We start from the raw sequence: 24,584 nt of genomic DNA on the forward strand, positions 1-24,584 counted from the left end.
GAGGTGTTTTTTCTATGGGGACAAGAGTGAGTTATCCGGTTGAAGTCAAACAGAAGGCTGTGGAAATGAGATTGGCAGGCGTACCTATGAAAGAGATCATGCAGAAATTGAATATCAAGAATAAGACGCAGGTTCAGACATGGGTGAGGTGGCATAAGGCTGGGGATACACACCGGTTCGAACAGCCTGTTGGAAAACAATATACCTATGGAAAGGGTCCCGAGTACTCTTCCGAATTAGAGAGACTGCAGGCAGAAAATCGCTATTTGAGTCAACAGAATGAAGTTTTAAAAAAGTACAACGAATTGGAAAGGAAGTTGATAAGGAAACGTCAATCAAACTGGTAGAAGAATTGTGCAAAACGATGACAGTACAGGACATCTGTGTCCATTTAGGCATCTCACGCACTTCGTACTATAGATGGAAAAAGGATCTGACTCAGAATCATTCTAAAAGACAACTAGAGAAACAAATCGGCACGTTGTGCCGAAAGCACAAATATCGATATGGTTATCGAAAAATCACAGCCATACTAAAAAGGAGAATGCGTATTAACCATAAAACTGTTCAACGTATCATGCAGAAAAACCAGTGGCAATGCCGGGTTAAAATGAAAAAGCGTAAGAAGAATGGGCAGCCCTATGCCGTGGCCGGTAATATACTGGATCGGAATTTTCAGTCTGATCGCCCTCTTGAAAAACTAGTAACGGACATCACGTATTTGCCTTATGGACAGAAACAATTGTACCTTTCCAGTATATTGGATTTATATAATGGAGAAGTGATTGCTTTTACGATTGGTGATAAGCAGGACACAGACTTTATCTTAAACACACTTAATCAGCTCCCAGCACTGCCTGAGAATTGCGTGTTACATAGCGATCAAGGTTCTGTGTATACATCTTACGAGTATCAGAAAGCTGTTCATATAAAAGGCATTACCATGAGCATGTCCCGTAAAGGGACGCCCGCTGATAATGCCTCCATCGAATCGTTTCATTCCTCACTAAAGTCTGAAACGTTCTATCTTAACAGGATTGACCGCACTACGACCAACATCGTAGAACGCACTGTCAAAGAATACATTTATTATTATAACAACATTCGTATTCAAACGAAACTAAACAACCAATCACCGATAAACTATCGGCAATTGGCTGTATAAAGGTGTTTTGATCCCTGTCTCAAAAACGGGGGTCAGTCCCGATGGCGGGGCTTTTTTATGTTGAAATCTGACAAACAGCTCTTTTCATAAGCTCTTCAAATGCTTGGAAAAATGCATCACGATCGACATGGTCAATCACTTGAATTGATTTTCCATCTGTATGCTCTTCGGTACGTCCTTGCTTTGGCGTTTCGGTGTAAACGATCGCATTCATTTCCTTTGAACGAGTAAATGATGAGGAAGCAAGAGTGATCGTTGTCAGCACGTCCCATAAGTAGTAAGTCGAGTTGGTTTCATGATGAATGAGCGGCGGGCAAAAGGCGTAACACTGTCCAATAAAATCAATCCCGATATGAGAACGAAGGGAAGCCCATCGCTGACGAATATCAGGTGTAAGCGGAACTTGATTTGTGCTCTCAAGCGCGACCATTTCAATAGGAAAGCGCTCCTGAAAAACAGTGCTGACAGCATAAGGGTCCCAAAAGGCATTCCATTCTGCTGTCCCATCATGCTCGGGTTCTTCGACATTGCCTTTTTCAAGGAACGTACCGCCCATCCACACCAATTTCTCAATTTTATTAGAGATTGAAGGATCTTCTTCTAAAGCGCGTGCAAGGTCTGTGAGCGGACCAGTAAAGAGCAGAGTGACAGGTTCTTTTGCCTTTTTAACCGTTTCAATTAGATGAAGGTGTGCTGGAAGCTTGGACACTTTTGTATCAACAGTGCCTTTTTCATTTAAAATCGGCAGGGCATCTACATAAAAAGCATGCATGCGCCATTCCTTTGGAAATGGATTCACACCTCTAGAATTGGAAGCGGCTACTTCAATCTCATATGGGCTAAATCGATCAATAATTTTCTGAGAGGCGCTCAGCGCAGGCTCTAAATAACAATCAGCAGGAATCACAGACGTCCCGATCACTTTCAGGTGTTCCATTTGAAGAAGTAGAAATAAGGACACGAGATCATCAACACCGCCGTCATGATTGAAATAGACAGGCTTTTTCATGGCATACCATCCTTTGCAGCGTTTTCTTTTATCTTATCAGAATGCTGATCTGCTCAGGGAAACGTGCCATGAGATTTCAAATATTAGGGGATTGTTCTGTTGCCATTTTCAAAACTCATAGTATAATTAAAGGTTGTTAGTGGTGAAAATAGATTGCATAATGATAATAGGATGATGATGAATGAAACGTGCTCGAATTATATACAATCCGACATCTGGACGTGAACTCTTTAAGAAGAATTTACCGCAGGTTTTGCAAAAATTTGAACAGGCTGGCTATGAAACATCTTGTCATGCGACGACATGTGCAGGAGATGCAACACAAGCAGCCGAAAAAGCCGCACAGAGAGATTTTGATTTAATTGTAGCAGCTGGTGGAGACGGCACGATTAATGAAGTCGTCAATGGATTAGCACCGCTTGAAAAAAGACCAAAATTAGGAATCATTCCAGTTGGAACGACCAATGACTTCGCAAGAGCACTTGGCATTCCAAGAGAAGATATTTTAAAAGCGACAGATGCCATCATTGATGGTGTAGCAAAGCCGCTTGATATTGGTAAAGTGAATGGACAGTATTTCATTAATATTGCGGGAGGCGGCCGATTAACAGAGCTGACCTATGAAGTGCCTAGTAAGTTGAAAACCATGCTAGGACAACTTGCGTATTATTTGAAAGGCATGGAGATGCTTCCTTCCATTCGCCCGACAGAAGTCGAAATTGAATATGACGGCAAATTGTTTCATGGAGAAATCATGCTGTTTCTTGTTTCACTAACAAACTCAGTAGGCGGCTTTGAAAAGCTGGCACCAGATTCTATTTTAGATGACGGTATGTTTGACCTGATTATTTTAAAGAAGGTCAACCTAGCAGAAGCCATTCGAGTGGTCAGTCTTGCACTTCGAGGCGAGCATATTCATGATAACAATGTCATCTACGCAAAAGCGAATCGCGTGAAGGTAGATGTAAAAGATAAAATGCAATTGAATTTAGATGGTGAATACGGCGGCATGCTGCCAGGTGAATTTGAAAACCTGTATCGCCATATTGAATTTATTGTGCCAAAAGCAACAGCTGAAAAAATAGGGTGAAGACTCAACTTGGTTCCTTATGGCGACCAAGTTTTTCTTTGCAAATGAGGTGATAAAATTGGTGAAAATAAAACCGCCTGTTCAAAAAAATGAATACTACAATGTAACCTTCGAAGATTTAACGCACGAAGGTGCAGGAGTAGCGAAAATCGAGGGTTTCCCTGTGTTTGTACCGAATGCCCTTCCTGACGAACAAGGGAAAATCAAAGTCACTCGTGTCAAAAAAGGATTTGCTTTTGGACGACTCATGGAGCTGACAAAGGAAAGTCAGCACAGGCAAGATGCGCCATGTCCTATCTATAAGCAGTGCGGCGGCTGTCAAATTCAGCACATGAGCTATGAAGGCCAGCTGCTTTTTAAACAGAAACAAGTAAAGGACGTATTGGAGCGGATCGGCAAGCTTGATATGAGCCGTGTAAAAGTTTATCCTGTACTCGGCATGGAAGACCCTTGGAATTACCGAAACAAAGCACAAGTACCAGTTGGCGAACGCGAAGGCGGACTTGTTGCAGGATTTTATCAGCAGCGTACCCATGAAATTATTGATATGGAAAAATGTTTGATCCAGCAGTCAGAAAATGACGAAGTGGTACAGGCTATAAAAGACATCTGCAATGCGTTTGGCATAAAAGCATATAACGAAGAGCGGCACAAAGGCTGGCTGCGTCATGTCATGGTTCGCTACGGTATTGCAACAGGTGAAATGATGGTTGTGTTTGTTACTAGAACGGCTGATTTTCCTCAAAAGCAGCAGGTGATTGAGCAGATTATAGCACGTTTCCCACACGTTCGGTCAATTGTGCAAAACGTGAATTCAAAGAAGACAAATGTCATTTTCGGAGACGAAACGACTGTTTTATGGGGAGAAGAATACATTTATGACACGATTGGCGACATCAAATTTGCCATTTCAGCCCGCTCGTTTTATCAAGTGAATCCAGCTCAAACAAAGGTTCTTTATGATAAAGCCCTTGAATATGCAGAACTGAAAGGCGAAGAAACCGTGATTGATGCATACTGCGGAATTGGTACGATTTCCTTGTTTCTCGCACAAAAAGCGGGCAGAGTGTATGGCGTAGAAATTGTGCCAGAAGCAATTGAAGATGCAAAACGCAACGCTACCTTAAACGGGATTGACAACGTTGAATTCGCAGTCGGCGAAGCAGAAACCGTTATCCCAAACTGGTACAAAGAAGGCGTTAAAGCAGACACTCTCGTTGTCGATCCGCCAAGAAAAGGCTGTGACGAAGCACTGCTTGACACCATTTTAAAGATGAAACCAAAACGAGTTGTTTATGTTTCCTGTAATCCTGGTACGCTTGCTCGTGATTTGCGTATTCTTGAAGATGGAGGGTATGTGACAGAGGAAGTGCAGCCTGTGGATATGTTTCCGCATACGAGTCATGTGGAGTGCGTGGCGTCTTTATTCCTTGAATTGTCTAATTAAAATAAAATTCTCTCACAGATAATTAACATTGTTTAACTCAATATTATCCCGGTATTACTCAATAGGGTTCCGGGATTTTTTTGTCAAATAACTTCTCTTTTCTCTTATAGTTCCTCTACTGTCATAGGATAAATTAACTATCACTCTGAAAAAACGTTAACAAAACATTTGATCGAAAATAGGTGTTTTAAATCGTAAGAAAATGAGGGTAAGGCTCAGATAGGATTAATATTTTGGCACATAAATAATAAGGAGGAAAAGCTGGTAAATCCTAATTGATCACTTAGCTTTCAAATTCATTATTAAGACATTCAAATTAATAAAGCAAGATATTATGAGAACTGATGGAAAATTTAATCTGTATTTTGGATTTTAAAGAGAATAAGGTGAAATTTAAGAGAGGCATTGCTTCCGGAATACAAAAGCTAGTTATTTCATTTAAGCAATGGATAGAACAAGGAGTTTGCGGTGGTGATGATTTTCATTGCTGTGCTGAAACACAGATGAATAATATTAACTTTATCAAGCCAATGTATCCGGATAATGAATTACATATCTATGGTCCAAAGACTAAAGCAGCGTTAGAAAAGTTATTTAAATAAAAAATCTATAGACATATGATTATAGTAGTAAAAGCTATGAATTAAATAAATGCCCCCCTTCTCGACTATTGGATAGGGGGCTCTTCTTCTATGTTCTGATTCTTTTGATCAAGCGCAGAGGATATGATATCAAGACCAATGTATAAAAAGCTAACAAAGAAAGATAAAATCAATATACCATTTCCCCATATAGAAACTTCAACTATCTCCATATTTAGTACATATTTAATTGAAAAGTAAATAAGAGCCCACGAAGCAAAAAATTCTAAAATATAAGTTATCCATTTTGGGACCTTCAACAAAAAAATAATTCCTTTCCCTATAAATAAAACTATAAATGACCAAAAAATTACGATGATGCTAACTAACAAAGAAAAGGTCACCAAAGAGAAAAATGAATCATAAATTATGTATTCGCCGAAAAGAAAATTTACTCCCAATGATACTAGGTAAAGCATGAAAGTCGGAATAGCAATAACGAAACCAAAGGAAAAACATATTAGTAAAATAAGAAGAACGGCAGCAATAGCACCTGGGGGTTCATCTACAACATTTTTTTTCCTTAAAAAAGTATAAAATATGATAGAAACTAAAAGGAGTATTAAAAAAGTCAATGAAATCACATAAGAAAAAGACAATATATACCCTCCATAAAAAAGCGCTATTAGAAAACTAATAGCACTTATTGTTTATTTAAATAAGAGTAATGATGAATTTTGCCAAAGTTTTAGCAACATCTTTAGGTGCACCCATTTTAACAAAAGCTTTTACAAACTGTTTTTCTGTCCACTTTTCCCCTTTATCCATTACCTTTGCGATCTTAGCAGATTTCTTTCTGATCCAAGCAGCAACCTTTGGATTAAAGGGTTTCAATGCTTTTGATAGTAACCATCCACCAGAACGTAAAGCACCTCGGAATGCTTTATATGACCATGAAACAGCCCCTTGAGTAGAAACTTCCCCGTTTGCGGCTGTTTGAGTTGTTAAAGCATTTGATTGAATAGGGCTAGTGCTGTTATTTGTTGCGGCTTGTTGTAAAGATGTTTTATATACCTTTGTATGTACTGGTGCTATTGATTTAGTTGGCTCCGCTGCAAACGCAGTAGTCGCACCAAGACCGGAAGTTAATAAAGTTGCGCTTAATAGTACAGGAACAAACTTCTTTCTAAAAGTCATAGTAATTTCGCCTCCGAAAATTTAATGAAGAGGCTGTTTATAGTGCTAAAAAAATCTTGTTGTTCGAGCCTCAATTATAAAATACATCTTGAGAAAAAACAGTGGCATATGTCTTAAATTCTTATAGGACTTTGATATAAGATAATCACTCCTTTTTTGATTTACATAAAAATTGCAACAACAACCAAATTAAGGGTAAATGTTATTTCAATACTGTATTTTTTCAATATTATACATTTGTGTGTCTATATAATTGTATTTTATTTTATGGAGAAATTGCGGTTTCTTTTCGGTGTGGAATTATTTTGAAAATGATAATATATGTCATTATAGGGAATAGCAAGGAAGGGGATGGTAGGAGTGGAGAGAATTCTTTCTTCTCAAGTTGGTATATTAATAAATGATTGGTATAGATTTATAAGGACATTCAGCGTGCCGGATGCAGAGATTTTAAAAGAACAGGTTGAAAGAGAAATAGAGAACATGGAAGAGGAGGATCAAGATTTACTGCTATATTATCAATTAATGGAGTTTAGGCATCGACTCATGCTTGAAAGTCTTGTGCCTATTGAAATGAATCAACAACGCCCCACTTTACCCGATTTACTCAGAGAAATAGAGAACAAACAGCCCCACGTCAAAGGAACGCTTGACTACTATTCAAACTTCTTTAGAGGTATGCACGAATTCCACCAAATAAATTATGTTGCTGCTATAAATTTTTACAAGGCTGCTGAAGAACATTTAAAGAATGTTCCCGATGATATAGAAAGAGCCGAATTTCATTACAAACTAGCTGATGCATATTATCGCATTGATCAACATTTCGTATCGTTAAACCATTTGGAAAAAGCAAAAGAAATGTATTCAACAAGCGAGTTTTACAAAGCGAAAGTAGTCGGTTGTAATATCAAATTTGGAGCGAATATGTATGACTTATACCGCTTAGATGAGGCAGAATCTTATTATAGGGAAGCCTTGAGCTTGGCTCAAGAGCTTAATGAGGAAACAGCCCAACGGATTATTGGTGTAATACATCATAATTTAGGTTTAGTGAAAAAAAGAGCCGGAGAAATTGAAACCGCAGAAAATGAATTTCTAAATTCAATTCAAATAAAAGAACATGCCGAAACGATCTCGGGAATTAGAACACTTTATATGTTGTCCTGGGTATTCTACGAACAAGATAAAAAAGATAGAGGAAACCAATATTTCACCATTGGCTTAAATAGAGCTAACTTTGCAGACGACCAAGAATATATAGCTAAATTAAAAATCATTTATGCGCTTTTTGAAGAATATAATGAATCGGAGGTAAATGAAAGCCTCAGTTATTTAGAAAGCAAAAGTTTGTGGCAAGATGTAGCGGAGTTATCAGAAAAACTCGCAGATTATCATTATCAAAAAGGGAATTTTGAATTGAATAGAGAATATCTAAAAAAGACCATTAAAGCACAACAACAAATACTAAAAATGGCGGAGGCGTTATGATGAAAAAGTTATTTATCAGTTTAACAATTTTTTCTGTGTTATTCGCTGCCGGTTGGTCACTTGATAAAATCATTACTTCTAACACTTATCATGTAACAGAAAAGGCAATTACAATTTAAAAAGCCCCTGCATAGGGCTTTTTTATTTGAATATCTTTTCATTAGTTTGCCGGATACTGTTCCTGCTGCCCGTCGCGTGACACGTTTCCCAGAAGTAGCTTTTGAACGGCGTTTACGTCTCCTCAAATTTTTGATATTTTATAAGGTGCTGATAGTATTTTGTTCATTTTATACTCCTTTTGCGTTGAATCCTTACAAAAGTATATAATGATAAAAATTGCTGAAAGACTTTATAGAAGGACATGCCCCAAAAGGCGCTATGTCATGAGAGGAATTGGATGAAGGATGAGTAAAAATTTCTGGCGTGATTTACCACGGCCATTTTTTATATTAGCACCAATGGAAGAAGTGACAGATGTAGTGTTTCGTCATGTTGTGAGTGAGGCGGCGAGACCGGATGTGTTTTTTACAGAGTTTACGAACAGTGAGAGCTATTGCCATCCTGATGGTATTCAAAGTGTGAAAGGCCGTTTAACATTTACAGAGGATGAGCAGCCGATTGTTGCTCATATTTGGGGAGACAAGCCTGAGAACTTTAGACAAATGAGTATTGGAATGGCGGAATTAGGATTTCAGGGGCTTGATATTAATATGGGCTGTCCTGTCCCAAATGTCACGCAAAACGGGAAGGGGAGTGGATTGATTCTACGCCCAGACGTTGCGGCAGAGCTGATTCAAGCGGCAAAAGCAGGGGGATTACCTGTTAGTGTGAAAACAAGACTAGGGTTTACAGAGGTCGATGAATGGCGTGGTTGGCTCAGACACATTTTGGAGCAAGACATTGTGAATTTATCGATTCACCTTCGTACTAGAAAGGAAATGAGCCAGGTAGATGCGCATTGGGAGCTCATTCCTGAGATTAAGAAATTGCGTGATGAAGTAGCCCCTGATACGCTTTTGACGATCAATGGTGATATTCCTGACCGTCAAACTGGCTTAAAGCTTGCTGAACAGTATGGAGTGGAAGGAGTGATGATTGGACGCGGGATTTTCCATAACCCATTTGCTTTTGAAAAAGAGCCGAAGGAGCATACGAGTGATGAGCTGCTAGGTCTTTTAAGATTGCATCTTGATCTTCATGATCAATATTCCTCATTAGGCTTGCGTCCATTCAAGGCACTGCATCGTTTCTTTAAGATTTATGTAAAAGGATTCAGAGGAGCGAGCTTCCTAAGAAACCAATTAATGAACACATCATCAACAGATGAAGTGCGTGCAATGCTAGATGAATTTGAAGCGAGAAATCAGGAACAATCATAATCAAAAAGAGGAGGGGTAACCCTTCTCTTTTTTTATGAATAGGACTATTAAACTAGTTCTCTCAAATGGTAAAATGATATAGAAATAACAATTGGAGGTATTTTATTTGAAACCATTTTGGGATACAGACAGAGAAAGTGAAGAGACATTTAAGAAAATCAATGAAAAAGGCATTGCAAAAGCGGAAAAGAAACTAGGCGTCATCTTGCCTGATACATATAAGAAACTGATTCTTGAACAAAATGGCGGTTATACCTTGCATAATGCTTTTCCAACAGACCAGCCGAATGGATGGGCACAGGATCATGTGTCATTTGATCATTTAAGAGGAATTGCCAAAGGCGAAGGTATTATGGATAGTGATTATTTAATAGAAGAATGGGAATTGCCTGAGGGACTTGTGCTTATTTGTGGGGATGGTCATACGTGGATCGCATTGGATTATAGAGATACTAAGGAACATCCGCCGGTTCATTACTTTGATCTGGAATATGAGACGGATTTTAAATTAGCGGATTCGTTTGATGAATTGATTGCGGGGCATTATACCGCAGAGGATAGTGAAGAAGATGAAATGTCGGATGAAGAGTGGCAGGCTGAATATGAAAAACAGAATAAACCATTATCAAAAGAAGAAGTGAAAGATATCTTTTTAACCAAAGACCCTGAGCAACTTTCAAAAATCGCGAATTTCCAAGTGGAACAAATTGATGATATCAAGTGGATTTTTTCTGAGGTGGAAACGTATATGGACAGCCTTCAGAACGAAGAAATGTTAACGACTGCTGGCTGGGCAATCAATACGATCTTTATAATGAATGACGAAATGATTAAGCAGCATGCTGATGTTGTCGAGCATGCACGTCGTTTTGCGAAGCATTTGAGTCAATCAGAAATAGATGAAATGCCTCACATTGCCTTTAATATATCAATCGCATTGGAATTTGATTTAGAGGAATAAGATCTATCATTTTAAAAATAGACCCCCTTACTAAAAAGGGGGTCACCATTTCCTTTACTCCGCACTCTCTTCAACATCACGGCTATCTTCTGTTTCACCAATATAAATAGGACCGTTTGCATGGTCGATTCGGATTGGCCATTCGTATGGGACTTGTAGGCGTCGTGCGATGGCTCTCCAAAACTTTGCAGAATCAAATTCTAGTTCTTGAAAGTCTTTAAGCAATTCTTTATAAGAAGATCCATCAAATTGAATGTACGAGTCTTGCAGACGCATAAAGGCGTAATGTCTCACTTCTAGTGCTGCCGCAGCTTCCATTTCTTCTTCTGTTGCTTCGCCAATGATTGTTCCTGCGGGTGGAAGCATGTCGTATACGTTAAATTCCTCTTCTTCTTCGTGTGCTGCATTGTGCTGTTGATCTGACATTTTTTTCACTCCTTCTAGTCTTCATCAAGCTTTTATTCGTGCTTACTTCTATTATCGGAAGGAAATGCGAAATGTGGAATGAAAAAAGAAGCAGATCCACAATACTTGCTTTTTCTTCTTGAATCTTTTATGATCGATTACAGATATAAAAGGTCTACAATAGATAGAAAGGAATGTTTCGATGAAATATTCTAAAGCGACCAACTATGCGCTTCATACGATGGTATTTTTAACTCTTGCACCAAAGGGGAAAGCAATAGGCGTTGAGCCTCTCGCCAAGATGCAAGATCTTTCGCCCACTTATTTATCCAAAATTTTAACAAAGCTTGTGAAGGCGGGATTGATTGAATCAACACCTGGCGCAAAAGGTGGTTACGCCATTCTGAAAAAGAAGGAAGACATTTCGTTTCTAGACGTCATTCAGGCGGTAGAAGGACAAACCAATTTATTTCGTTGTTCCTTAGCACATGATTCTTTCATGCCTCACGATGACTGTTTGATTGAACAAGTCATGCAAGATGTTGAAACGAAAATGCAGAAGACGTTAAGTCAAAAGCGGTTAGTTGATATTGCAAGCCAAATAGAGCAGACAGAAAAAAATCCATTTTTTAAGATGTGATTTTTTTGAATAAATTATAGATATTAAGAGTCTTTAAAGTCTTGGATAAAAAGGAGAGATTTATATGTTATTAGATTGTGCCATTATTGGAGGCGGGCCAGCCGGATTAAATGCAGCTCTTGTTGTGGGGCGGGGCAGAAAACAGGTCATGGTATTCGATGATGAGATGCCAAGAAATCGAGTGACTCAGGAATCACATGGATTTATTACAAACGATGGAATGACACCGTTTGAGATCAGACAAGCGGGAGAAGCGGATCTTCAAAACTACCCTGATATTCAAATCAAACGAAGCAGAATTGTGGAGATACAAAATCATGAGGACAACTTCGCGTTACTGACACAAGAGGGAGAAAGATTCGAAGCGAAGAAAATCATATTGGCAACAGGACTTCAGGATATACTGCCAGAAATGAAGGGGATTCATGAAGTGTATGGAAAGACGTTGTTTAGCTGTCCTTTCTGTGATGGCTGGGAGCTAAAGGACAAGCCACTTGCCCTGATTGCAGAGAACCAGCGCGCTTTGCATATGGCGAAACTTCTTTCCAATTGGACAAAGGATTTGATTGTGTTTACAAATGGACAGCAAGTGTTAGCTGAAGAGGAGAAAGCACTGCTATCAGCGCATTCTATTCAAGTCATTGATGTACCAATTGTAGCGATCAATCATGACAATGGGCAGTTTCACTCTCTTCACCTTGCGAATGGGGAAACGGTGAAAAGAGAAGGCGGATTTGTCGCAAGTGATTTCAAGCAGTCAACCCCTTTTGCTGAAAAACTAGGCTGTCAAATGACGAAAAATGGGGGCATTGAAACAGATATTCTTGGGCGTACAACCGTCAGCGGTATTTTTGCATGTGGTGATAATTTAGGCGGACCTGCTCAGCTTGTTCTTGCAGCAGCAGCTGGAAGTCAGGCAGGAATGGGCGTCATTCATGAACTTGTGCAGGAAGAGTTTCAACAAAGAACACCTCTATAAAAAGAGATGTTCAGCGATGAGCGATTTTCCGTTTTGCTAAGACGTGAGCAGTCCATTCAAAAAGTGCGTAGATGACAAAGAAGATTAGGATCCAGCTGCTGACATCGACCCATACATTGGTGATATGAATGATGTTCGCCTGATCAAGTCCAGTCTGTATCCACATCGTGATCAATGCGGTGAGGAACACCTGTAAAAACCATTTTTTCAATTGGTCACACCTCCATCTCTTTCTATCATATAAGAAATGACAGTTTATTTCCAATTGAATTTCCATCAGTTTCAACGGTAAAATAAGAAATAAAACCAATGGAAGGACATGAGATGAGCGATCAAACCAATCGTTTTTTAAAAAGTCATTTTCCTGACCTTGTCCTCACGCCGCCTCTTTTTTATGGGTGGCCTTTTGGTCTTCGCTTTGAAGTGGCAGATTGGTCATTAGGAGAAGAATCGGTTGTATTAGAAAAAGCAGACGATCGGGCTTTAAAAATTGTCAGATATGCTTTTGATCCAGAAGACGATATTCTACTTGTCACGGATGTCTATACGCAGCATGAACATGAATTAACGAAGCAAAAGCTCCTAGTTTATCAAAAATATGCCGACCGACAAGTGTGTCACCGATTGCGTCACGAGCGTTTGGCCTATGTACAACCAAAACTAGAAGAAACAATGAAAATAGAGAGATTTACACTCAAGTGTCAGCTGCAAGATATTCGATTGCGCCCGCTATTACAAGCCATATGCCAAGAGGATTTCTACAAACCGAATCAAATCATGAAAGGAAAGCTTGGTTATGACATTTATCTCATCAATCTCTCAAAACAGATGATTTTCCACTTATATGATGATCGAGGCTGTGATCTTATTGCGGCAGATCCAGAACATCTGCATCCAGTTTATGAAGGTTTACAGCACTGGCTATTAGACTATGATCGTGCTCAGATGGATCAGTTGTTTGCCGGGAAATAAGAAAAACCGCACTTTTGACTAGACTAACCTAGTCAAATGGGACATAAAAAAACACCCTTCAAGTGATACACTTAAACTAAGTGATAATTTGGAGGGTATTTTTATGAAAAAAAACAGATATTCAGCTGAAACAAAATGGGCGGTTGTGAAAGATAAATTAAGCGGGCAGTTTACCAATCAACAAATTATGGATAAATATCATATAAAGAATGTATCTCAGATTAAAACATGGATGAAGTGGTATCGAGAAAATCAGTTACATCGATTCGATCAGCCAATTGGAAAACAATATAGCTTCGGACATGGACCTGACAATGTATCCAAAGAGGAAAAAGTAAATAGGCAGATTGAACACCTTAAGATGGAGAATGAAATTCTAAAAAAGTATTTGGAGATCGTAGAGGAGTTGAAAAAGGAGTAGCCTTGTATTTGATCGAGAGATTACGGAAGAACTATACAGTAACGTCTGTCTTAAGTATTTTGCAGATCGCCAGATCGACCTATTATCGCTGGGTATCCGAAGGAATACGTGAAAAATCACAAGTGGAGAAGGCTGTTATTTCCTTATGTACCGAAACGTCGTTCCGGTACGGCCACCGTAAGATCCGAAAGCTGCTTCAGCGCCAATATGATATCAAACGAAACCGAAATACTGTACAGCGCATCATGCAAAAACACCATCTTCAATGTCGTGTGAAGCGTAAAAGGAAATGGAAATCACAAGGGGAATCTGTCATCATTGCCCCAAATATATTAAATCGGAACTTCACCGCAATACACCCGAATTTAAAATGGGTAACCGATATTACTTATATTCAGTATGGACCGAGAACGCTCTATCTTTCGACCATGATGGATTTATACAACAACGAAGTTGTTGCCTATACCCTAGATGATCACCAACAGACATCACTCATATTGGACACATTGAGGGCAGCTTTAGAGAAAAGGAATTCACCTAAAGGTGTACTTGTGCATTCAGATCAAGGAAGTGTATACAGTTCGTATGCATATCAAAAGGAGCTAGGGGTAAGGAACCTCACAAGCAGTATGTCTAGACGAGGCAACTGTTGGGATAACGCAGTGATTGAATCATTCCATTCTAGCTTAAAATCAGAGGAATTTATGTTTACAAAGTTCAACTCTATATCAGAAAAAGATGTCAGGCAACGAATCGATCGTTACATCAAGTATTATAATGAAGAGCGTATCCAAGAAAAATTAGGCTACCACGCACCAAAAACATTTGGTAGCATGTCAGCCTAATAAGGGTGTTTTATTCGTGTCTCATTCTCCTATGTCAGTCTAGACAAGTGCGGCTTCTTTTTATGCTTCTACTTTTTTGAAAAACTGAGGCAGATATTCTTTGTGTGCTTCTAGCATTTCATCTAGGATGCTTTTTGCAACAGCATCTGATGGGACGAGCGGATTGATGGTCATGGCGACAAGTGCTGTGTTGTAGTCACCTGTTACAGCTGCTTCAGCGGCTACACGTTCAAAGGATTTAATTTGAGAAATAAGTCCTTTGACAGCGACCGGCATTTCACCAACAGCGATTGGTTTTGGGCCGTCTTTTGTGATGACACAGTTCAGTTCAACGGCAGAATCATTTGGAATGTCACTGATGGCGCCATTGTTGATTGTGTTTACAGGCTGAATGTCATGCTTGTCGTTATAAATGGATGCAATCAAGTTACATGCTGCATCACTGTAGTAAGCACCGCCGCGTTTTTCAAGCTGTGGCGGCTTAATATCAAGATCAGGATCTTTGTAAAGCTCGAACAGGTCATTTTCAAGTGCACGAACGACTTCTGCACGAGTTCCTTCATTCTCTGCGGCTTTCTTTTCTTCAGCCAGCATATCACTTGTTTTGTAATAGTAGCGGTGGTATGGACAAGGAATGACGCCAAGCCCTTTTAAGAAATCAGCATCCCACGGAATCGCTTGAATGTTGTTCATCGACATCGTAGAGTTTGGATCTGCCATATCTTCGATGACTTGATCCATGATGCTTTTACCATCTAAGAATACGTTGAGTCCAAAGACCATATGGTTTAATCCAGCAAAGCTGACCTCGACTCTGCTTGCGTCGACATCAAGTCCTTTGGCGATGCCCATACGAATGCCGATTGGCACATTGCATAAGCCAACGACTTTGCGGTGATTTGAATAGCGAAGTACGGCTTCTGTGACCATACCAGCTGGGTTGGTGAAATTCACAAGCCATGCATCTGGGCATAATTCTTCAATATCTTTCACAATATCAAGAATGACTGGAATGGTACGAAGTCCTTTGAATAGACCTCCTGGACCATTCGTTTCCTGACCAATGACATCATATTTTAAAGGAATGCGTTCATCCTTCATACGTGCTTCAAGAAGTCCGACACGGAATTGTGTTGTGACGAAATCAGCGCCCGCAAGCGCCTTTCGGCGATCTAATGTTAAATGAACCTCGATTGGAAGTCCCGCTTTTTTCACCATACGTTTTGCAAGATTTCCGACGATCTCAAGCTTTTCTTTACCTGCTTCGATATCGACGAGCCAAAGTTCGCTAATTGGAAATTCATCGTACCGTTTAATGAATCCTTCGACTAGCTCTGGTGTATAGCTTGATCCTCCGCCGATTGTGACAACCTTTAATCCTTTTGCCATGTTCTGCACCTCCGAATAATGTAACGCACAATGTTATAATAGAGTGAATCAATCTTTTATCATTTGTTTGTACATCTATAGCTTATCGTGAGAGTACCTTGTGCGTAAACGATTTCAGCGTCTTTAGGCAAGGGTGCCCTATTTAGAGATTTGTTACATAAAAGAAACGTGTTGTGTCATGTTATTGGAGAAAGGGGAAGTCAGATGTTTTCAAGTGAGGTCATTTCCAGCTTTAATGAACTAGAAAGCGCTTTATACCGATACATTATGGAAAACAGTGAAAAAGTCGTCTATATGAGAATTCGTGATTTGGCAGATGCCGCACATATATCGACCTCATCTGTCCTTCGCTTTTGTCGAAAAGTGAATTGTGAAGGCTTTTCAGAATTTAAGGTGAAGCTCAAAATGTATTTAGAAGCAGAACAAACACCTTCTTTGAAAAGCACGCAGCATTTCCTGTATGAATTTATCGAACGGACACTTAAAGGAGATTTTGAGGAAAAGATTAAAGAGGCAGCGAAGCTGATTGCCGATGCAAAGAATGTGCTGTTTATTGGGACGGGCAGTTCTGGTATTTTGGCGCAGTATGGGGCAAGGTACTTTTCAAGTCTTGAGAAATTTTCATTCTACATCAATGATCCGTTTTTCCCGATGAATATGCAGTATTTAGACAATAGTGTTACCATTGTGCTATCGGTATCAGGAGAGAACAGTATTACGATTGATCATATTTCCAAACTAAAAAGAGAAGGCAGCACGATCATTAGTATTACTAACAATCAGCACTGTACAATTTCTCGTATTTCTGACTTGAATATTGCTTATTACGTCACAGACGAACGAGTCCATAGAGCCAACATCACTACACAGACACCCGTTGTGTATATCCTAGAAGCAATGGCGCGTGACATGTTTGCGATGTTAAAAGAAAAGTAAAAGAGCCGCTGCCTCAAACAGCTGCTCTTTTTTTCTGCATCATGAAAGCGGTGATGGCAATCCCGGAACAGATGAGAACAAACAGTCCGCCTAACAAATACACAAACCGTGCGCCAAAGGCATCTGCAATCATCCCAACAAAGAAAATAGATAAACCGACAGACATAGAAGAGAGGACGTATTGAGCCGAATACACTTTTGATAAATCATGGACTGGCGTTTCCGTTTGAAGAATGGTTTGCTGCGAGACATCTCGAATTTGATAGGCAGGCCCCATTAAAATACAAAGCAGCAATGCAAGCCATGGCAGGCTGTTTAGCGAAAATAGGATCGTCAGCACTGCATAAATAAAAGAGCCCGCTGCCATAAAGAGGAGAAGTTGTTTTTGAATAAACTGACTTAGCCATGCGGCCATGAGTCCGCCTATAATGGCACCTATATAATAGGCGGCATTGATATATCCCCACCATTCCGCACCTTCCTTTAAAACAAGTGTGACAAAGGCAAGCGTAACCGGTCCGACCCACAAAGCACCTGCAATATTTTCACAAACATCCATGAAAGTCAGGATGCGAACCGTTTTGTTTGTCCAAATGATCTTCCAGCCATCCTTGAACCCGTTCATCTTATTTTCTTTTTGAACCGTGTCTTCTTGCTTGAGTAGAGAAAAAACAGGAATGATCAATAGATAGGACAACACAATCATGAAACAAGAGGCCCACATTAAATAAGATGGACCAATCAACAGGACGAGCATTCCAGTAAACGAATAGCCGGCGATTTGAACAGATTGATAAAAAACGGAGGCTGTACTGTTCGCTTTCACAAGCTGATTTTCTGGCACAAGCATCGGCATGATGGCCTGTAATAATGGGCTGATGAACCCGCCTGTGATGGAAATCAAAACGAATGCACTAAACAGCCAGATCAGGTGCTGCTGAAAGAAATCAAATTGGGTCGTGAATACGACGAGCATTCCAATACGTAAAAGAGGGACCCATTTCAATAGACGCTTGGCTTGAAAGAGTTCTGTCAAAACAGGAGAGAGGAGCCCAGCCAATAGCTGACATAGTGTTCTTATGAGCGGAAATACAGCCGCATAGGCGACAGATTGTGTATCTTGATAAATAACCAATGTGACTGTCATCAAAAATAGAATATCACTTAGCATGAGAAGGCTTTTACTGCCTGTATAACACCAAAACTTATTTCCCATATCCAACCGACTCCTTTTCAAAAACAAGTTCAGTATAGCATGTTGGCGAAGTGTGCAGAGGTTTTCCATTGAAAAATACATCTTAAGGATGAGAGGATTGTGATAAGCTAAATGAAAGAACATCGTAAGGAAAGGGGTTCAATCCATTGAAAAAATTACCAGCACATGACTTTTTGGACAAGCATGGCATCCCGTATGACATCAAAACATTTTCTGCCGACACAGAGAAGGGCGCAGCGAATGTAGCGGCAGCTCTTGGTTTTAGAGAAAGACAAATGATCAAAACATTGATCTTTGAAACAGGGGAAGGGGAGCAGCTGCTTGTGATGGTTGGTGCTGACCAGCACATCAAATCAGGGAAACTAAAGAAAGCCGCCGGCTCTCGTAATATCAAAATGGCTTCACCTGACACGGTACTTGAAGTGACGGGCTATCGGATTGGCTCGATTCCGCCATTTTGCTGGCAGCCTGAAGGGTTCCGCACGATTATCGAAGCATCGCTGTTAGAAGAAGAGATATTAGGCGTTGGAGCAGGAGAATGGGGAAATGAAATCCTCATCACACCAGAACAATTAGTGAAAGCCTCAAAGGCGGTCCCATTTGATCTTGTTCAGCCATCCGAATAGGAAAAGTGCCTGTTGCTGAAGCAGGCACTTTTTTTAATTGGAAGCAGGTGGTGTAAAGGGACCAATGTCTTTCATTTGCAAAAAAGCATGTACCGTCCTATTTTCCTCAAGGTCATTCGCCCGTTTGCAGACCACAACAGGTCTGATAATGTCAATTCCTTCGATATACACACGCCCAATTTCTCCACGTTCTAAGCTTCGCTGAACAGCGTCACGAGGAACAAGGGTAATGCCATAGCCAGCTTTGATCATTTGAATGGCTTCGTGGACACCACTGAATTGTAAATCAACGGTCGGTTTTTTAATTCCTTTAGCGGTAAAAAGGGAAAAAAGTTTGTCTCTCGTCGAACTGCCTTCTTCTCGCATTAAAAAGGGTTCATGGCTTAGGCGTTCTAGGGGGACGGTTTGTCCATTTAACGGGTGATCCACAGGCACGATAAAGTCATAACTTAAATCAGTTAAGTGAGAGGTGTGAAGATCTTCGTGGTGCAGATCTTCAATTACAGCAATCGCCACATCTGATTGATATTGAAGCAGGCTTTCGATCACTTGAGCGGAGTTTCCGCTTTTTAATTCAATGTCTGTCTGTGGCGATGCCGTTTTAAAAGAGGCAAGCCAATCAGGCAGCAAAAAGTTAAGTGGTACGTAGGTAGAAGCAATTCTGAGTCTTCCTTTTTTTCCGTTTTGCAGAAGGGTAATCTGATATTCTACTTCTTTTTCCGCCTCGAATACTTGCCGGGCATATGGATAAAGGATCTTTCCCATCTCCGTCAATGTAATCCCCCGGCCGTTTCGTTTGAAAAGACGAAAGCCGATCTCTCGTTCAATGCTTCGTAATTGTGCTGACACAGCCGGCTGTGTCAAAGACAGAACGTCTGCCGTTTGAGTGACACTTTTTGTTTCGGCTACCTTTGCAAAAATACGGAGGGCATGTAAATTCATCTTTGTACCGCCTATCAATTATTTTGATGATTCAATCAAAAACATTCATTAGATTTATTATAAGGGATCCCTTATCGTAAAGATAGCGAAGGGGGAAGAAAAAATGGATCGTCGTCAAAAGCAAGTTGTGTCAGTTGCACTCATCACAGCATTTGCACTTATTGGGGATTCAATGCTCTATATTGTTCTCCCGGTCTATTGGAAAGAGATTGGTTTATCATCCATTTGGGAGGTCGGGTTACTGCTGTCTATCAACCGATTCATTCGTATCCCGCTAGCACCTGTCGTATGGTGGCTCTATCGATATATCCCAATGAAGACCGGTGTACTGATCGCAATTTTGATCGCGTCAGTGACCACGATATTATATGGGATGAGTGGATTTTGGCTGCTATTGATTTGCCGCTGTGCATGGGGCCTCGCTTGGACGTTACTCCGTATGAGTGGGATGAGGGTCTTAGCTGAAATGGACGAAGGCTCACAAGGACATTTGACGGGTCTTTATAATGGGATTTACCGGCTTGGCAGTTTATTTGGCATGTTATTTGGTGGAATCCTTGCCAGCTTGATCGGTTTTCAGTCCATGACGCTTGTCTTTGGCTTACTCACATTAATGGGCTGCATTTTTTATGTATCGTTGGATGAAATTGAAAAGAGAGAAGGCACGCAGGTGTATCATGGTATCAAACAGAAGTGGTTTACACGAGATGTGGTAAAAGTACTGATAACAGGCATGCTGATCGCACTGATCATCCAAGGTTTATTCGCATCCACGCTGAGTCATGTCATTGAAGCAAAGATTGACCAAGATGAATTGACTCTGTTTGGCTTTGTCATTGGAGCTTCGGCTTTAAGCGGTGTTATTCAAGCACTCAGGTGGGGATGGGAACCATTTCTCGCACCGAGAACGGGCAAATGGTTTGATCGTCTTGTGATGAAGGAACGAATGCTATGCTGGATGTTTCTTTCATTTGGAGGGCTCAGTTTTCTTGGGGTCATGCTGAAGGTAAGCGGCTGGTTCCTATTGATGCTGCTTTTGATTCAGCTGATGGCAACAATTGTCACAACATTCACCGATACACTTGTCTTTCAAAAAGCTTCTGCTCAAATAGATAAGAACCGCTTTCTCGTCAGCTATTCTTTTGTTCAAGATATGGGGGCTGCTTTAGGACCTTTGTGTGGGTATACGTTGATCCAGTTTTTCGGAACAAACAGCGTCTTTTGGCTGATGCTTATCATCAGCTTAATGCTCGTCAGCATGTGGATAAGAAGCGGGCAGCGTGTTTCTTCTAGTGCAGTGTAAAAAATAAAGCGTTATATAAAAAAACTGCCTCATGCAGCTGATCGCAGGAGGCAGTCATATTCTCTTATTCTAAGTCTGAATCGTAGGCTTTTTGCGTGAGCTGGCTGACGACCTCTTTCAAGCCATTGGGTTTATGGAATTCAACAGGTGTGCTTCCTTTTTCAAACACAATTTGATCTGCTTCAACGAGTACGACATATCGATTGTTGACCTTTGCAATATGAATCGAGTGGCCGAAGTCGGCTAAAAGTCCTTTAATTTCTGTTTCGCCTAGACGCATCTTCATCGTGATATCAGGGGTTTGTTCAACAATATGTGAAGCCGCTAGTGTGACCTGTTCTGTATCGAGTGTTTCTCTAATTTCTCGTTTTTCACTTGCTTCCCATATTTCAAGGTCCTCTTCAAATTGCTTTAATTCTTCACTTTCATCCTGTAATGTTTCAAATACATGTTCCTGCACCATATTCATGACCTGTGATTTCATGATTTCAGGCATTGATTCTCCGTATTCGACGAATTTCAGAAAGTCTTCAAAATAACGAGCGTGCGAGGATTGGTGAATTTTCACTTCAGCTTCTTCTGTCATGCCTTCTTCTGGCATAAACGGATATTGAATTGATTTCATGTTTTTGGTTGTTATCGCCATTTCAACTTTTCTGATCAAGGTAGATGTATCAGCGATAGAAGCGACTTTCTGTTCAAAATCGCATTTCATGATAAAGACAAAAGAGTCATCGAAATACTTTTTAGGAACCGCAGATGCAACCAAAAACACGCCGCCTCTGACAGCACTTGTATCTAAATAGGTGCGAACAAATTGTTCACTGCATTCGTTAAATACTTCTTTTGTATCTGCAAATCTCGTCTGATGAAATAAATTGTAGTTTGGATTTGAATCGAGCTCATGACCGGGTTCGACAATGAAACGTCCGATTTTAGTCGGTACTTGCTCAGATTTAGGGTGTCTGTCCACTTTTCGTTTGACAATTTTTTTAAGCTCACCGTCTAGAAAGTCCTTCAGCTCACTTTGTTCAAATTCCTCTTGGTCTAATGTTTGGTAATGTTTAAACCGTTTATTTGCTTGTTCCTCTTTGCCTTCTACTTCAACCACATAGAATGATAGAAAACGTATCGTAAAATCCACTGATTGGTCACCACTTTTTCTTCTTTGGATATGTTGAGTATAGAAAAAGGAGTGAAAATCGTCAACGAATGGAGAAATATCGTGTCATTATTTCCCGAGAAATGTTTATTCTAAAACACTTGATAATAATTATCATTCTTGATAGAATGATAAAAGAAAAGAAGGAACCTGCCAGTTCCTTCATCTCAGAAAATCATGTATTATTTTGTTTCAAATGTTTCGCAATCCGTTTCAGCATTGCGAGTCACGTCAGTCATTGTGCTTTTACCAATTTTAATTGTAGAGGCTGTACAGCTGTTGTCAGCCCAAAAACGGCAAGAGTTCACTTCACAAAGTACATTTTGTGCCATGGGAATTCACCTCCGTGATTCATATTCAGAATGAAGCAAGCTGCCACTTGAGTTCATTCAATCTAGTAGTCTCTTTAATGAAAGAGGCTGTTTGTGCTGCATATGCACATGTTTATCATACCATCTACCCTGAAAATATACAATTTAAACTTTTGAAAGAGCGAGAATGCAAATCTCGCTCTTTTTTGTTTGTAAAAATAGTTAAATGCTAGGTGGCACCCTCTCTTATTCCGACATATGAATAGAGTAGATTCAAAACCTGATGTCGGACAAAGTATAAGGGTACATGTACTGATTTTCCGCATGAAGATAGGGTTTTCAATCAAAAATTTTCATAGAGAGATGAGGGGAGAAGATGAAAGCAGTCATTCTCTGCGGAGGAAAGGGAACGAGAATGAGTGAGGTCACACAAGCGCTTCCTAAACCACTTGCTATGATCGGAGACCGGCCTATTCTATGGCATATTATGAAAATCTATCAGTATTACGGTGTAGACGAGTTTATCTTATTGCTTGGATATAAAGGAGAGAAGATCAAAGAGTATTTTCTCAACTACGACTGGCGGAATCACAGCATGCAGCTAGATATGTCGACAGGGGAAATGAAACTTTTAGGGAAGTCGGAGAACTGGAAAATTACCTTTTTAGATACGGGTGAGGATACGATGACAGGCGGGCGGCTAAAGCAGGCACAGGAGTATATTGGTGATGAGACATTTATGATGACGTATGGTGACGGGCTTGCCAATATCAATATGTTTCATTTGCTCAAGCGTCATCAAGAGCTTGGAGCAGCTGCCACTGTCACAGGAATTGAAAAGAAATCACAGTATGGAACGTTGAAGGTGTATAACGGGATGGCACAATCCTTCTCTGAGAAGACAGACAGTATCGGGATGATCAATGGAGGATTTTTTGTGTTGTCTCCAAAGGTTTTTGATTATTTAACAGATGATGATCAATGCGTTTTTGAAGCAGAGCCTCTTCAACATCTGGCGAATGATGGAGAGCTAGCAGTTTATGAGCATCATGGATTTTGGACAGCAATTGATACGTATAAAAACTTGAAAGAAATCAACGACATGTGGACTGAAGGAAAACAACCATGGAAGGTTTGGTGACAGCATGAGCGGATTTTGGAATGGAAAAAACGTATTTGTGACTGGGTGTACGGGATTGTTAGGGAGTTACCTTGTGAAAGAATTGATTGATCAAGGGGCAAACGTAACAGGGCTTTTACGTGATCAAGTGCCAAGGTCGAACTTGTATCAAGGCAGTCAATTTGAAAAGATGAATGTCGTCCAAGGCGCACTTGAGGACATGCAAACGATAGAACGTGCGTTAGGAGAATATGAGATTGATACGGTCTTTCATTTGGCCGCCCAAGCGATTGTTGGGGTCGCAAATCGTCACCCGGTCTCTACATTTGAAGCCAATATTTTAGGAACATGGAATGTACTGGAGGCATGCAGAAGGCAGCCGCTTATCAAACGAGTGATTGTGGCATCGAGTGATAAAGCATACGGGGATCAAGAGCAGCTTCCTTATGATGAAGACATGCCGCTTAACGGTAAGCATCCATATGATGTGTCAAAAAGCTGTGCAGATTTAATTTCTCACACGTACTACAACACATATGGTCTTCCGGTTTGTATTACGCGCTGCGGTAATTTATATGGAGGCGGGGATTTGAATTTTAACCGAATCATTCCGCAAACCATCCAGCTTGTATTAGAGGGAAAGGCGCCGGAAATTAGAAGTGACGGTACCTTTATCCGTGATTATTTCTATATTGAAGATGCGGTCAAGGCTTATTTACTGCTAGCTGAAAAAATGGAGGAAAAAGGGCTTGCAGGAGAAGCATTTAACTTTAGTAATGAAATTCAGCTGACCGTGCTTGAGCTCGTTGATAAAATCTTAAAGGCGATGGGCAGTGAACTAAAACCTCGTATTTTGAATCAAGGAACGCATGAGATTAAGCATCAATATTTATCAGCAGAAAAGGCGAGAAAGCTGCTTGATTGGAAGCCTGATTACTCCATTGATGAAGGGTTAGAAAAGACAATTGAATGGTATCGCGAATTCTTTCAAAAATAG

At 40.2% G+C, this 24,584-nt stretch carries 26 protein-coding genes; 16 read left to right on the top strand and 10 right to left on the bottom strand.

Annotated features, from left to right (window positions below):
• Positions 1 to 14 precede the first annotated feature (14 nt).
• Positions 15 to 1,165, top strand: a protein-coding gene (locus NST57_RS03755; protein ID WP_142152928.1) for an IS3 family transposase whose coding sequence is annotated in 2 segments (ribosomal slippage) — positions 15 to 288 and positions 288 to 1,165 — 1,152 coding nt in all. Because the reading frame shifts where the segments join, the coding sequence is not laid out codon by codon here.
• 55 nt (positions 1,166 to 1,220) lie between these two features.
• On the opposite strand, the gene NST57_RS03760 is transcribed toward NST57_RS03755, so the two are convergent.
• On the bottom strand, positions 1,221 to 2,174 hold the full coding sequence (locus NST57_RS03760) for a nucleoside hydrolase (RefSeq protein WP_341298073.1): 954 nt from the start codon (positions 2,172 to 2,174) through the stop codon (positions 1,221 to 1,223).
• A gap of 181 nt (positions 2,175 to 2,355) precedes the next feature.
• On the opposite strand from NST57_RS03760, the gene NST57_RS03765 reads away from it, so the two are divergent.
• The 3 genes from NST57_RS03765 to NST57_RS03775 all read left to right on the top strand — a co-directional run bounded on the left by NST57_RS03765 (position 2,356) and on the right by NST57_RS03775 (position 5,313).
• A complete protein-coding gene (locus NST57_RS03765) occupies positions 2,356 to 3,264 on the top strand; it encodes a diacylglycerol kinase (protein ID WP_007496845.1) in 909 nt (302 codons plus the stop codon).
• 61 nt (positions 3,265 to 3,325) lie between these two features.
• Complete coding sequence (gene rlmD / locus NST57_RS03770) at positions 3,326 to 4,711, top strand: 23S rRNA (uracil(1939)-C(5))-methyltransferase RlmD (protein WP_341298074.1); 1,386 nt, start codon at positions 3,326 to 3,328, stop codon at positions 4,709 to 4,711.
• Positions 4,712 to 5,055: 344 nt separating this feature from the next.
• Entirely contained in the window at positions 5,056 to 5,313 is a 258-nt protein-coding gene (locus NST57_RS03775; protein WP_341298075.1) for a hypothetical protein, read from the top strand.
• A gap of 65 nt (positions 5,314 to 5,378) precedes the next feature.
• Here the strand turns inward: NST57_RS03775 and NST57_RS03780 are convergent, their stop codons facing one another.
• Positions 5,379 to 5,951 (bottom strand): hypothetical protein, encoded by a 573-nt coding sequence (locus NST57_RS03780; RefSeq protein ID WP_341298076.1) that lies wholly within the window; start codon positions 5,949 to 5,951, stop codon positions 5,379 to 5,381.
• A gap of 55 nt (positions 5,952 to 6,006) precedes the next feature.
• Positions 6,007 to 6,489, bottom strand: coding sequence for a hypothetical protein (locus tag NST57_RS03785; protein WP_035391418.1), 483 nt, complete (start codon positions 6,487 to 6,489; stop codon positions 6,007 to 6,009).
• A 351-nt stretch (positions 6,490 to 6,840) separates the two neighbouring features.
• Here NST57_RS03785 and NST57_RS03790 point away from each other — a divergent pair, with 351 nt between their 5' ends.
• The 3 genes from NST57_RS03790 (at position 6,841) to NST57_RS03800 (ending at position 10,320) form a co-directional block, all read left to right on the top strand.
• Positions 6,841 to 7,980, top strand: coding sequence for a Rap family tetratricopeptide repeat protein (locus NST57_RS03790; protein WP_341298077.1), 1,140 nt, complete (start codon positions 6,841 to 6,843; stop codon positions 7,978 to 7,980).
• Between the two features lie 404 nt (positions 7,981 to 8,384).
• Positions 8,385 to 9,359 carry a tRNA dihydrouridine synthase gene (locus NST57_RS03795; RefSeq protein ID WP_341298078.1) on the top strand — a complete coding sequence of 325 codons (975 nt, stop codon included), beginning with the start codon at positions 8,385 to 8,387 and terminating at the stop codon, positions 9,357 to 9,359.
• Between the two features lie 106 nt (positions 9,360 to 9,465).
• Positions 9,466 to 10,320, top strand: a complete 855-nt coding sequence (locus NST57_RS03800) for an SMI1/KNR4 family protein (RefSeq protein ID WP_341298079.1) — start codon at positions 9,466 to 9,468, stop codon at positions 10,318 to 10,320.
• 54 nt (positions 10,321 to 10,374) lie between these two features.
• On the opposite strand, the gene NST57_RS03805 is transcribed toward NST57_RS03800, so the two are convergent.
• Positions 10,375 to 10,746 carry a hypothetical protein gene (locus tag NST57_RS03805; protein WP_007496834.1) on the bottom strand — a complete coding sequence of 124 codons (372 nt, stop codon included), beginning with the start codon at positions 10,744 to 10,746 and terminating at the stop codon, positions 10,375 to 10,377.
• 181 nt (positions 10,747 to 10,927) lie between these two features.
• Between NST57_RS03805 and NST57_RS03810 the strand changes: the two genes are divergently transcribed.
• Entirely contained in the window at positions 10,928 to 11,365 is a 438-nt protein-coding gene (locus NST57_RS03810; RefSeq protein ID WP_341298080.1) for an Rrf2 family transcriptional regulator, read from the top strand.
• Positions 11,366 to 11,429: 64 nt separating this feature from the next.
• A complete protein-coding gene (locus NST57_RS03815; protein ID WP_341298081.1) occupies positions 11,430 to 12,344 on the top strand; it encodes an NAD(P)/FAD-dependent oxidoreductase in 915 nt (304 codons plus the stop codon).
• 10 nt (positions 12,345 to 12,354) lie between these two features.
• Here the strand turns inward: NST57_RS03815 and NST57_RS03820 are convergent, their stop codons facing one another.
• The gene (locus NST57_RS03820) at positions 12,355 to 12,555 is read right to left on the bottom strand and encodes a hypothetical protein (RefSeq protein ID WP_025206887.1); all 201 of its coding nucleotides are present in this window, start codon (positions 12,553 to 12,555) and stop codon (positions 12,355 to 12,357) included.
• Between the two features lie 113 nt (positions 12,556 to 12,668).
• Between NST57_RS03820 and NST57_RS03825 the strand changes: the two genes are divergently transcribed.
• Positions 12,669 to 13,316, top strand: coding sequence for a DUF3885 domain-containing protein (locus tag NST57_RS03825; protein WP_341298082.1), 648 nt, complete (start codon positions 12,669 to 12,671; stop codon positions 13,314 to 13,316).
• A gap of 103 nt (positions 13,317 to 13,419) precedes the next feature.
• Positions 13,420 to 14,582, top strand: a protein-coding gene (locus tag NST57_RS03830) for an IS3 family transposase (protein WP_341298083.1) whose coding sequence is annotated in 2 segments (ribosomal slippage) — positions 13,420 to 13,696 and positions 13,696 to 14,582 — 1,164 coding nt in all. Because the reading frame shifts where the segments join, the coding sequence is not laid out codon by codon here.
• Positions 14,583 to 14,642: 60 nt separating this feature from the next.
• On the opposite strand, the gene NST57_RS03835 is transcribed toward NST57_RS03830, so the two are convergent.
• Complete coding sequence (locus NST57_RS03835) at positions 14,643 to 15,971, bottom strand: 6-phospho-beta-glucosidase (RefSeq protein WP_341298084.1); 1,329 nt, start codon at positions 15,969 to 15,971, stop codon at positions 14,643 to 14,645.
• A gap of 204 nt (positions 15,972 to 16,175) precedes the next feature.
• Here NST57_RS03835 and NST57_RS03840 point away from each other — a divergent pair, with 204 nt between their 5' ends.
• Positions 16,176 to 16,907 carry a MurR/RpiR family transcriptional regulator gene (locus tag NST57_RS03840; protein ID WP_017366780.1) on the top strand — a complete coding sequence of 244 codons (732 nt, stop codon included), beginning with the start codon at positions 16,176 to 16,178 and terminating at the stop codon, positions 16,905 to 16,907.
• A 13-nt stretch (positions 16,908 to 16,920) separates the two neighbouring features.
• Here NST57_RS03840 and NST57_RS03845 read toward each other — a convergent pair whose 3' ends face one another.
• Positions 16,921 to 18,123: an MFS transporter gene (locus tag NST57_RS03845; RefSeq protein ID WP_341298085.1), complete on the bottom strand. Its 1,203-nt coding sequence runs from the start codon at positions 18,121 to 18,123 to the stop codon at positions 16,921 to 16,923.
• A 146-nt stretch (positions 18,124 to 18,269) separates the two neighbouring features.
• On the opposite strand from NST57_RS03845, the gene NST57_RS03850 reads away from it, so the two are divergent.
• Positions 18,270 to 18,749, top strand: coding sequence for an aminoacyl-tRNA deacylase (locus NST57_RS03850; protein ID WP_073414509.1), 480 nt, complete (start codon positions 18,270 to 18,272; stop codon positions 18,747 to 18,749).
• Positions 18,750 to 18,782: 33 nt separating this feature from the next.
• On the opposite strand, the gene NST57_RS03855 is transcribed toward NST57_RS03850, so the two are convergent.
• Positions 18,783 to 19,691 (bottom strand): LysR family transcriptional regulator, encoded by a 909-nt coding sequence (locus NST57_RS03855; RefSeq protein WP_341298086.1) that lies wholly within the window; start codon positions 19,689 to 19,691, stop codon positions 18,783 to 18,785.
• 103 nt (positions 19,692 to 19,794) lie between these two features.
• Between NST57_RS03855 and NST57_RS03860 the strand changes: the two genes are divergently transcribed.
• Complete coding sequence (locus tag NST57_RS03860) at positions 19,795 to 20,994, top strand: MFS transporter (protein WP_341298087.1); 1,200 nt, start codon at positions 19,795 to 19,797, stop codon at positions 20,992 to 20,994.
• Positions 20,995 to 21,058: 64 nt separating this feature from the next.
• Here NST57_RS03860 and NST57_RS03865 read toward each other — a convergent pair whose 3' ends face one another.
• Both NST57_RS03865 and NST57_RS03870 read right to left on the bottom strand, forming a co-directional pair.
• A complete protein-coding gene (locus NST57_RS03865; RefSeq protein WP_341298088.1) occupies positions 21,059 to 22,138 on the bottom strand; it encodes a DUF3900 domain-containing protein in 1,080 nt (359 codons plus the stop codon).
• A gap of 200 nt (positions 22,139 to 22,338) precedes the next feature.
• Positions 22,339 to 22,488, bottom strand: a complete 150-nt coding sequence (locus NST57_RS03870; RefSeq protein WP_008344201.1) for a DUF1540 domain-containing protein — start codon at positions 22,486 to 22,488, stop codon at positions 22,339 to 22,341.
• 355 nt (positions 22,489 to 22,843) lie between these two features.
• On the opposite strand from NST57_RS03870, the gene rfbF reads away from it, so the two are divergent.
• Together rfbF and NST57_RS03880 are read left to right on the top strand one after the other, a co-directional pair.
• A complete protein-coding gene (rfbF, locus tag NST57_RS03875; protein WP_341298089.1) occupies positions 22,844 to 23,608 on the top strand; it encodes a glucose-1-phosphate cytidylyltransferase in 765 nt (254 codons plus the stop codon).
• A gap of 4 nt (positions 23,609 to 23,612) precedes the next feature.
• Complete coding sequence (locus tag NST57_RS03880) at positions 23,613 to 24,584, top strand: GDP-mannose 4,6-dehydratase (protein WP_142154322.1); 972 nt, start codon at positions 23,613 to 23,615, stop codon at positions 24,582 to 24,584.

It is taken from the genome of Bacillus sp. FSL M8-0077 (assembly GCF_038050255.1).
Classification (GTDB): Bacteria; Bacillota; Bacilli; order Bacillales; family Bacillaceae; genus Bacillus; species Bacillus altitudinis.

Excerpts from the sequence above, each read along its gene's own strand:
- NST57_RS03760 (WP_341298073.1), bottom strand. The coding sequence starts at position 2,174 with ATGAAAAAGCCTGTCTATTTCAATCATGACGGCGGTGTTGATGATCTC.
- NST57_RS03765 (WP_007496845.1), top strand. The coding sequence starts at position 2,356 with ATGAAACGTGCTCGAATTATATACAATCCGACATCTGGACGTGAACTC.
- NST57_RS03775 (WP_341298075.1), top strand. The coding sequence starts at position 5,056 with ATGGAAAATTTAATCTGTATTTTGGATTTTAAAGAGAATAAGGTGAAA.
- NST57_RS03785 (WP_035391418.1), bottom strand. The coding sequence starts at position 6,489 with ATGACTTTTAGAAAGAAGTTTGTTCCTGTACTATTAAGCGCAACTTTA.
- NST57_RS03790 (WP_341298077.1), top strand. The coding sequence starts at position 6,841 with ATGGTAGGAGTGGAGAGAATTCTTTCTTCTCAAGTTGGTATATTAATA.
- NST57_RS03795 (WP_341298078.1), top strand. The coding sequence starts at position 8,385 with ATGAGTAAAAATTTCTGGCGTGATTTACCACGGCCATTTTTTATATTA.
- NST57_RS03805 (WP_007496834.1), bottom strand. The coding sequence starts at position 10,746 with ATGTCAGATCAACAGCACAATGCAGCACACGAAGAAGAAGAGGAATTT.
- NST57_RS03810 (WP_341298080.1), top strand. The coding sequence starts at position 10,928 with ATGAAATATTCTAAAGCGACCAACTATGCGCTTCATACGATGGTATTT.
- NST57_RS03815 (WP_341298081.1), top strand. The coding sequence starts at position 11,430 with ATGTTATTAGATTGTGCCATTATTGGAGGCGGGCCAGCCGGATTAAAT.
- NST57_RS03825 (WP_341298082.1), top strand. The coding sequence starts at position 12,669 with ATGAGCGATCAAACCAATCGTTTTTTAAAAAGTCATTTTCCTGACCTT.
- NST57_RS03835 (WP_341298084.1), bottom strand. The coding sequence starts at position 15,971 with ATGGCAAAAGGATTAAAGGTTGTCACAATCGGCGGAGGATCAAGCTAT.
- NST57_RS03840 (WP_017366780.1), top strand. The coding sequence starts at position 16,176 with ATGTTTTCAAGTGAGGTCATTTCCAGCTTTAATGAACTAGAAAGCGCT.
- NST57_RS03845 (WP_341298085.1), bottom strand. The coding sequence starts at position 18,123 with ATGGGAAATAAGTTTTGGTGTTATACAGGCAGTAAAAGCCTTCTCATG.
- NST57_RS03855 (WP_341298086.1), bottom strand. The coding sequence starts at position 19,691 with ATGAATTTACATGCCCTCCGTATTTTTGCAAAGGTAGCCGAAACAAAA.
- NST57_RS03860 (WP_341298087.1), top strand. The coding sequence starts at position 19,795 with ATGGATCGTCGTCAAAAGCAAGTTGTGTCAGTTGCACTCATCACAGCA.
- NST57_RS03870 (WP_008344201.1), bottom strand. The coding sequence starts at position 22,488 with ATGGCACAAAATGTACTTTGTGAAGTGAACTCTTGCCGTTTTTGGGCT.
- rfbF (WP_341298089.1), top strand. The coding sequence starts at position 22,844 with ATGAAAGCAGTCATTCTCTGCGGAGGAAAGGGAACGAGAATGAGTGAG.
- NST57_RS03880 (WP_142154322.1), top strand. The coding sequence starts at position 23,613 with ATGAGCGGATTTTGGAATGGAAAAAACGTATTTGTGACTGGGTGTACG.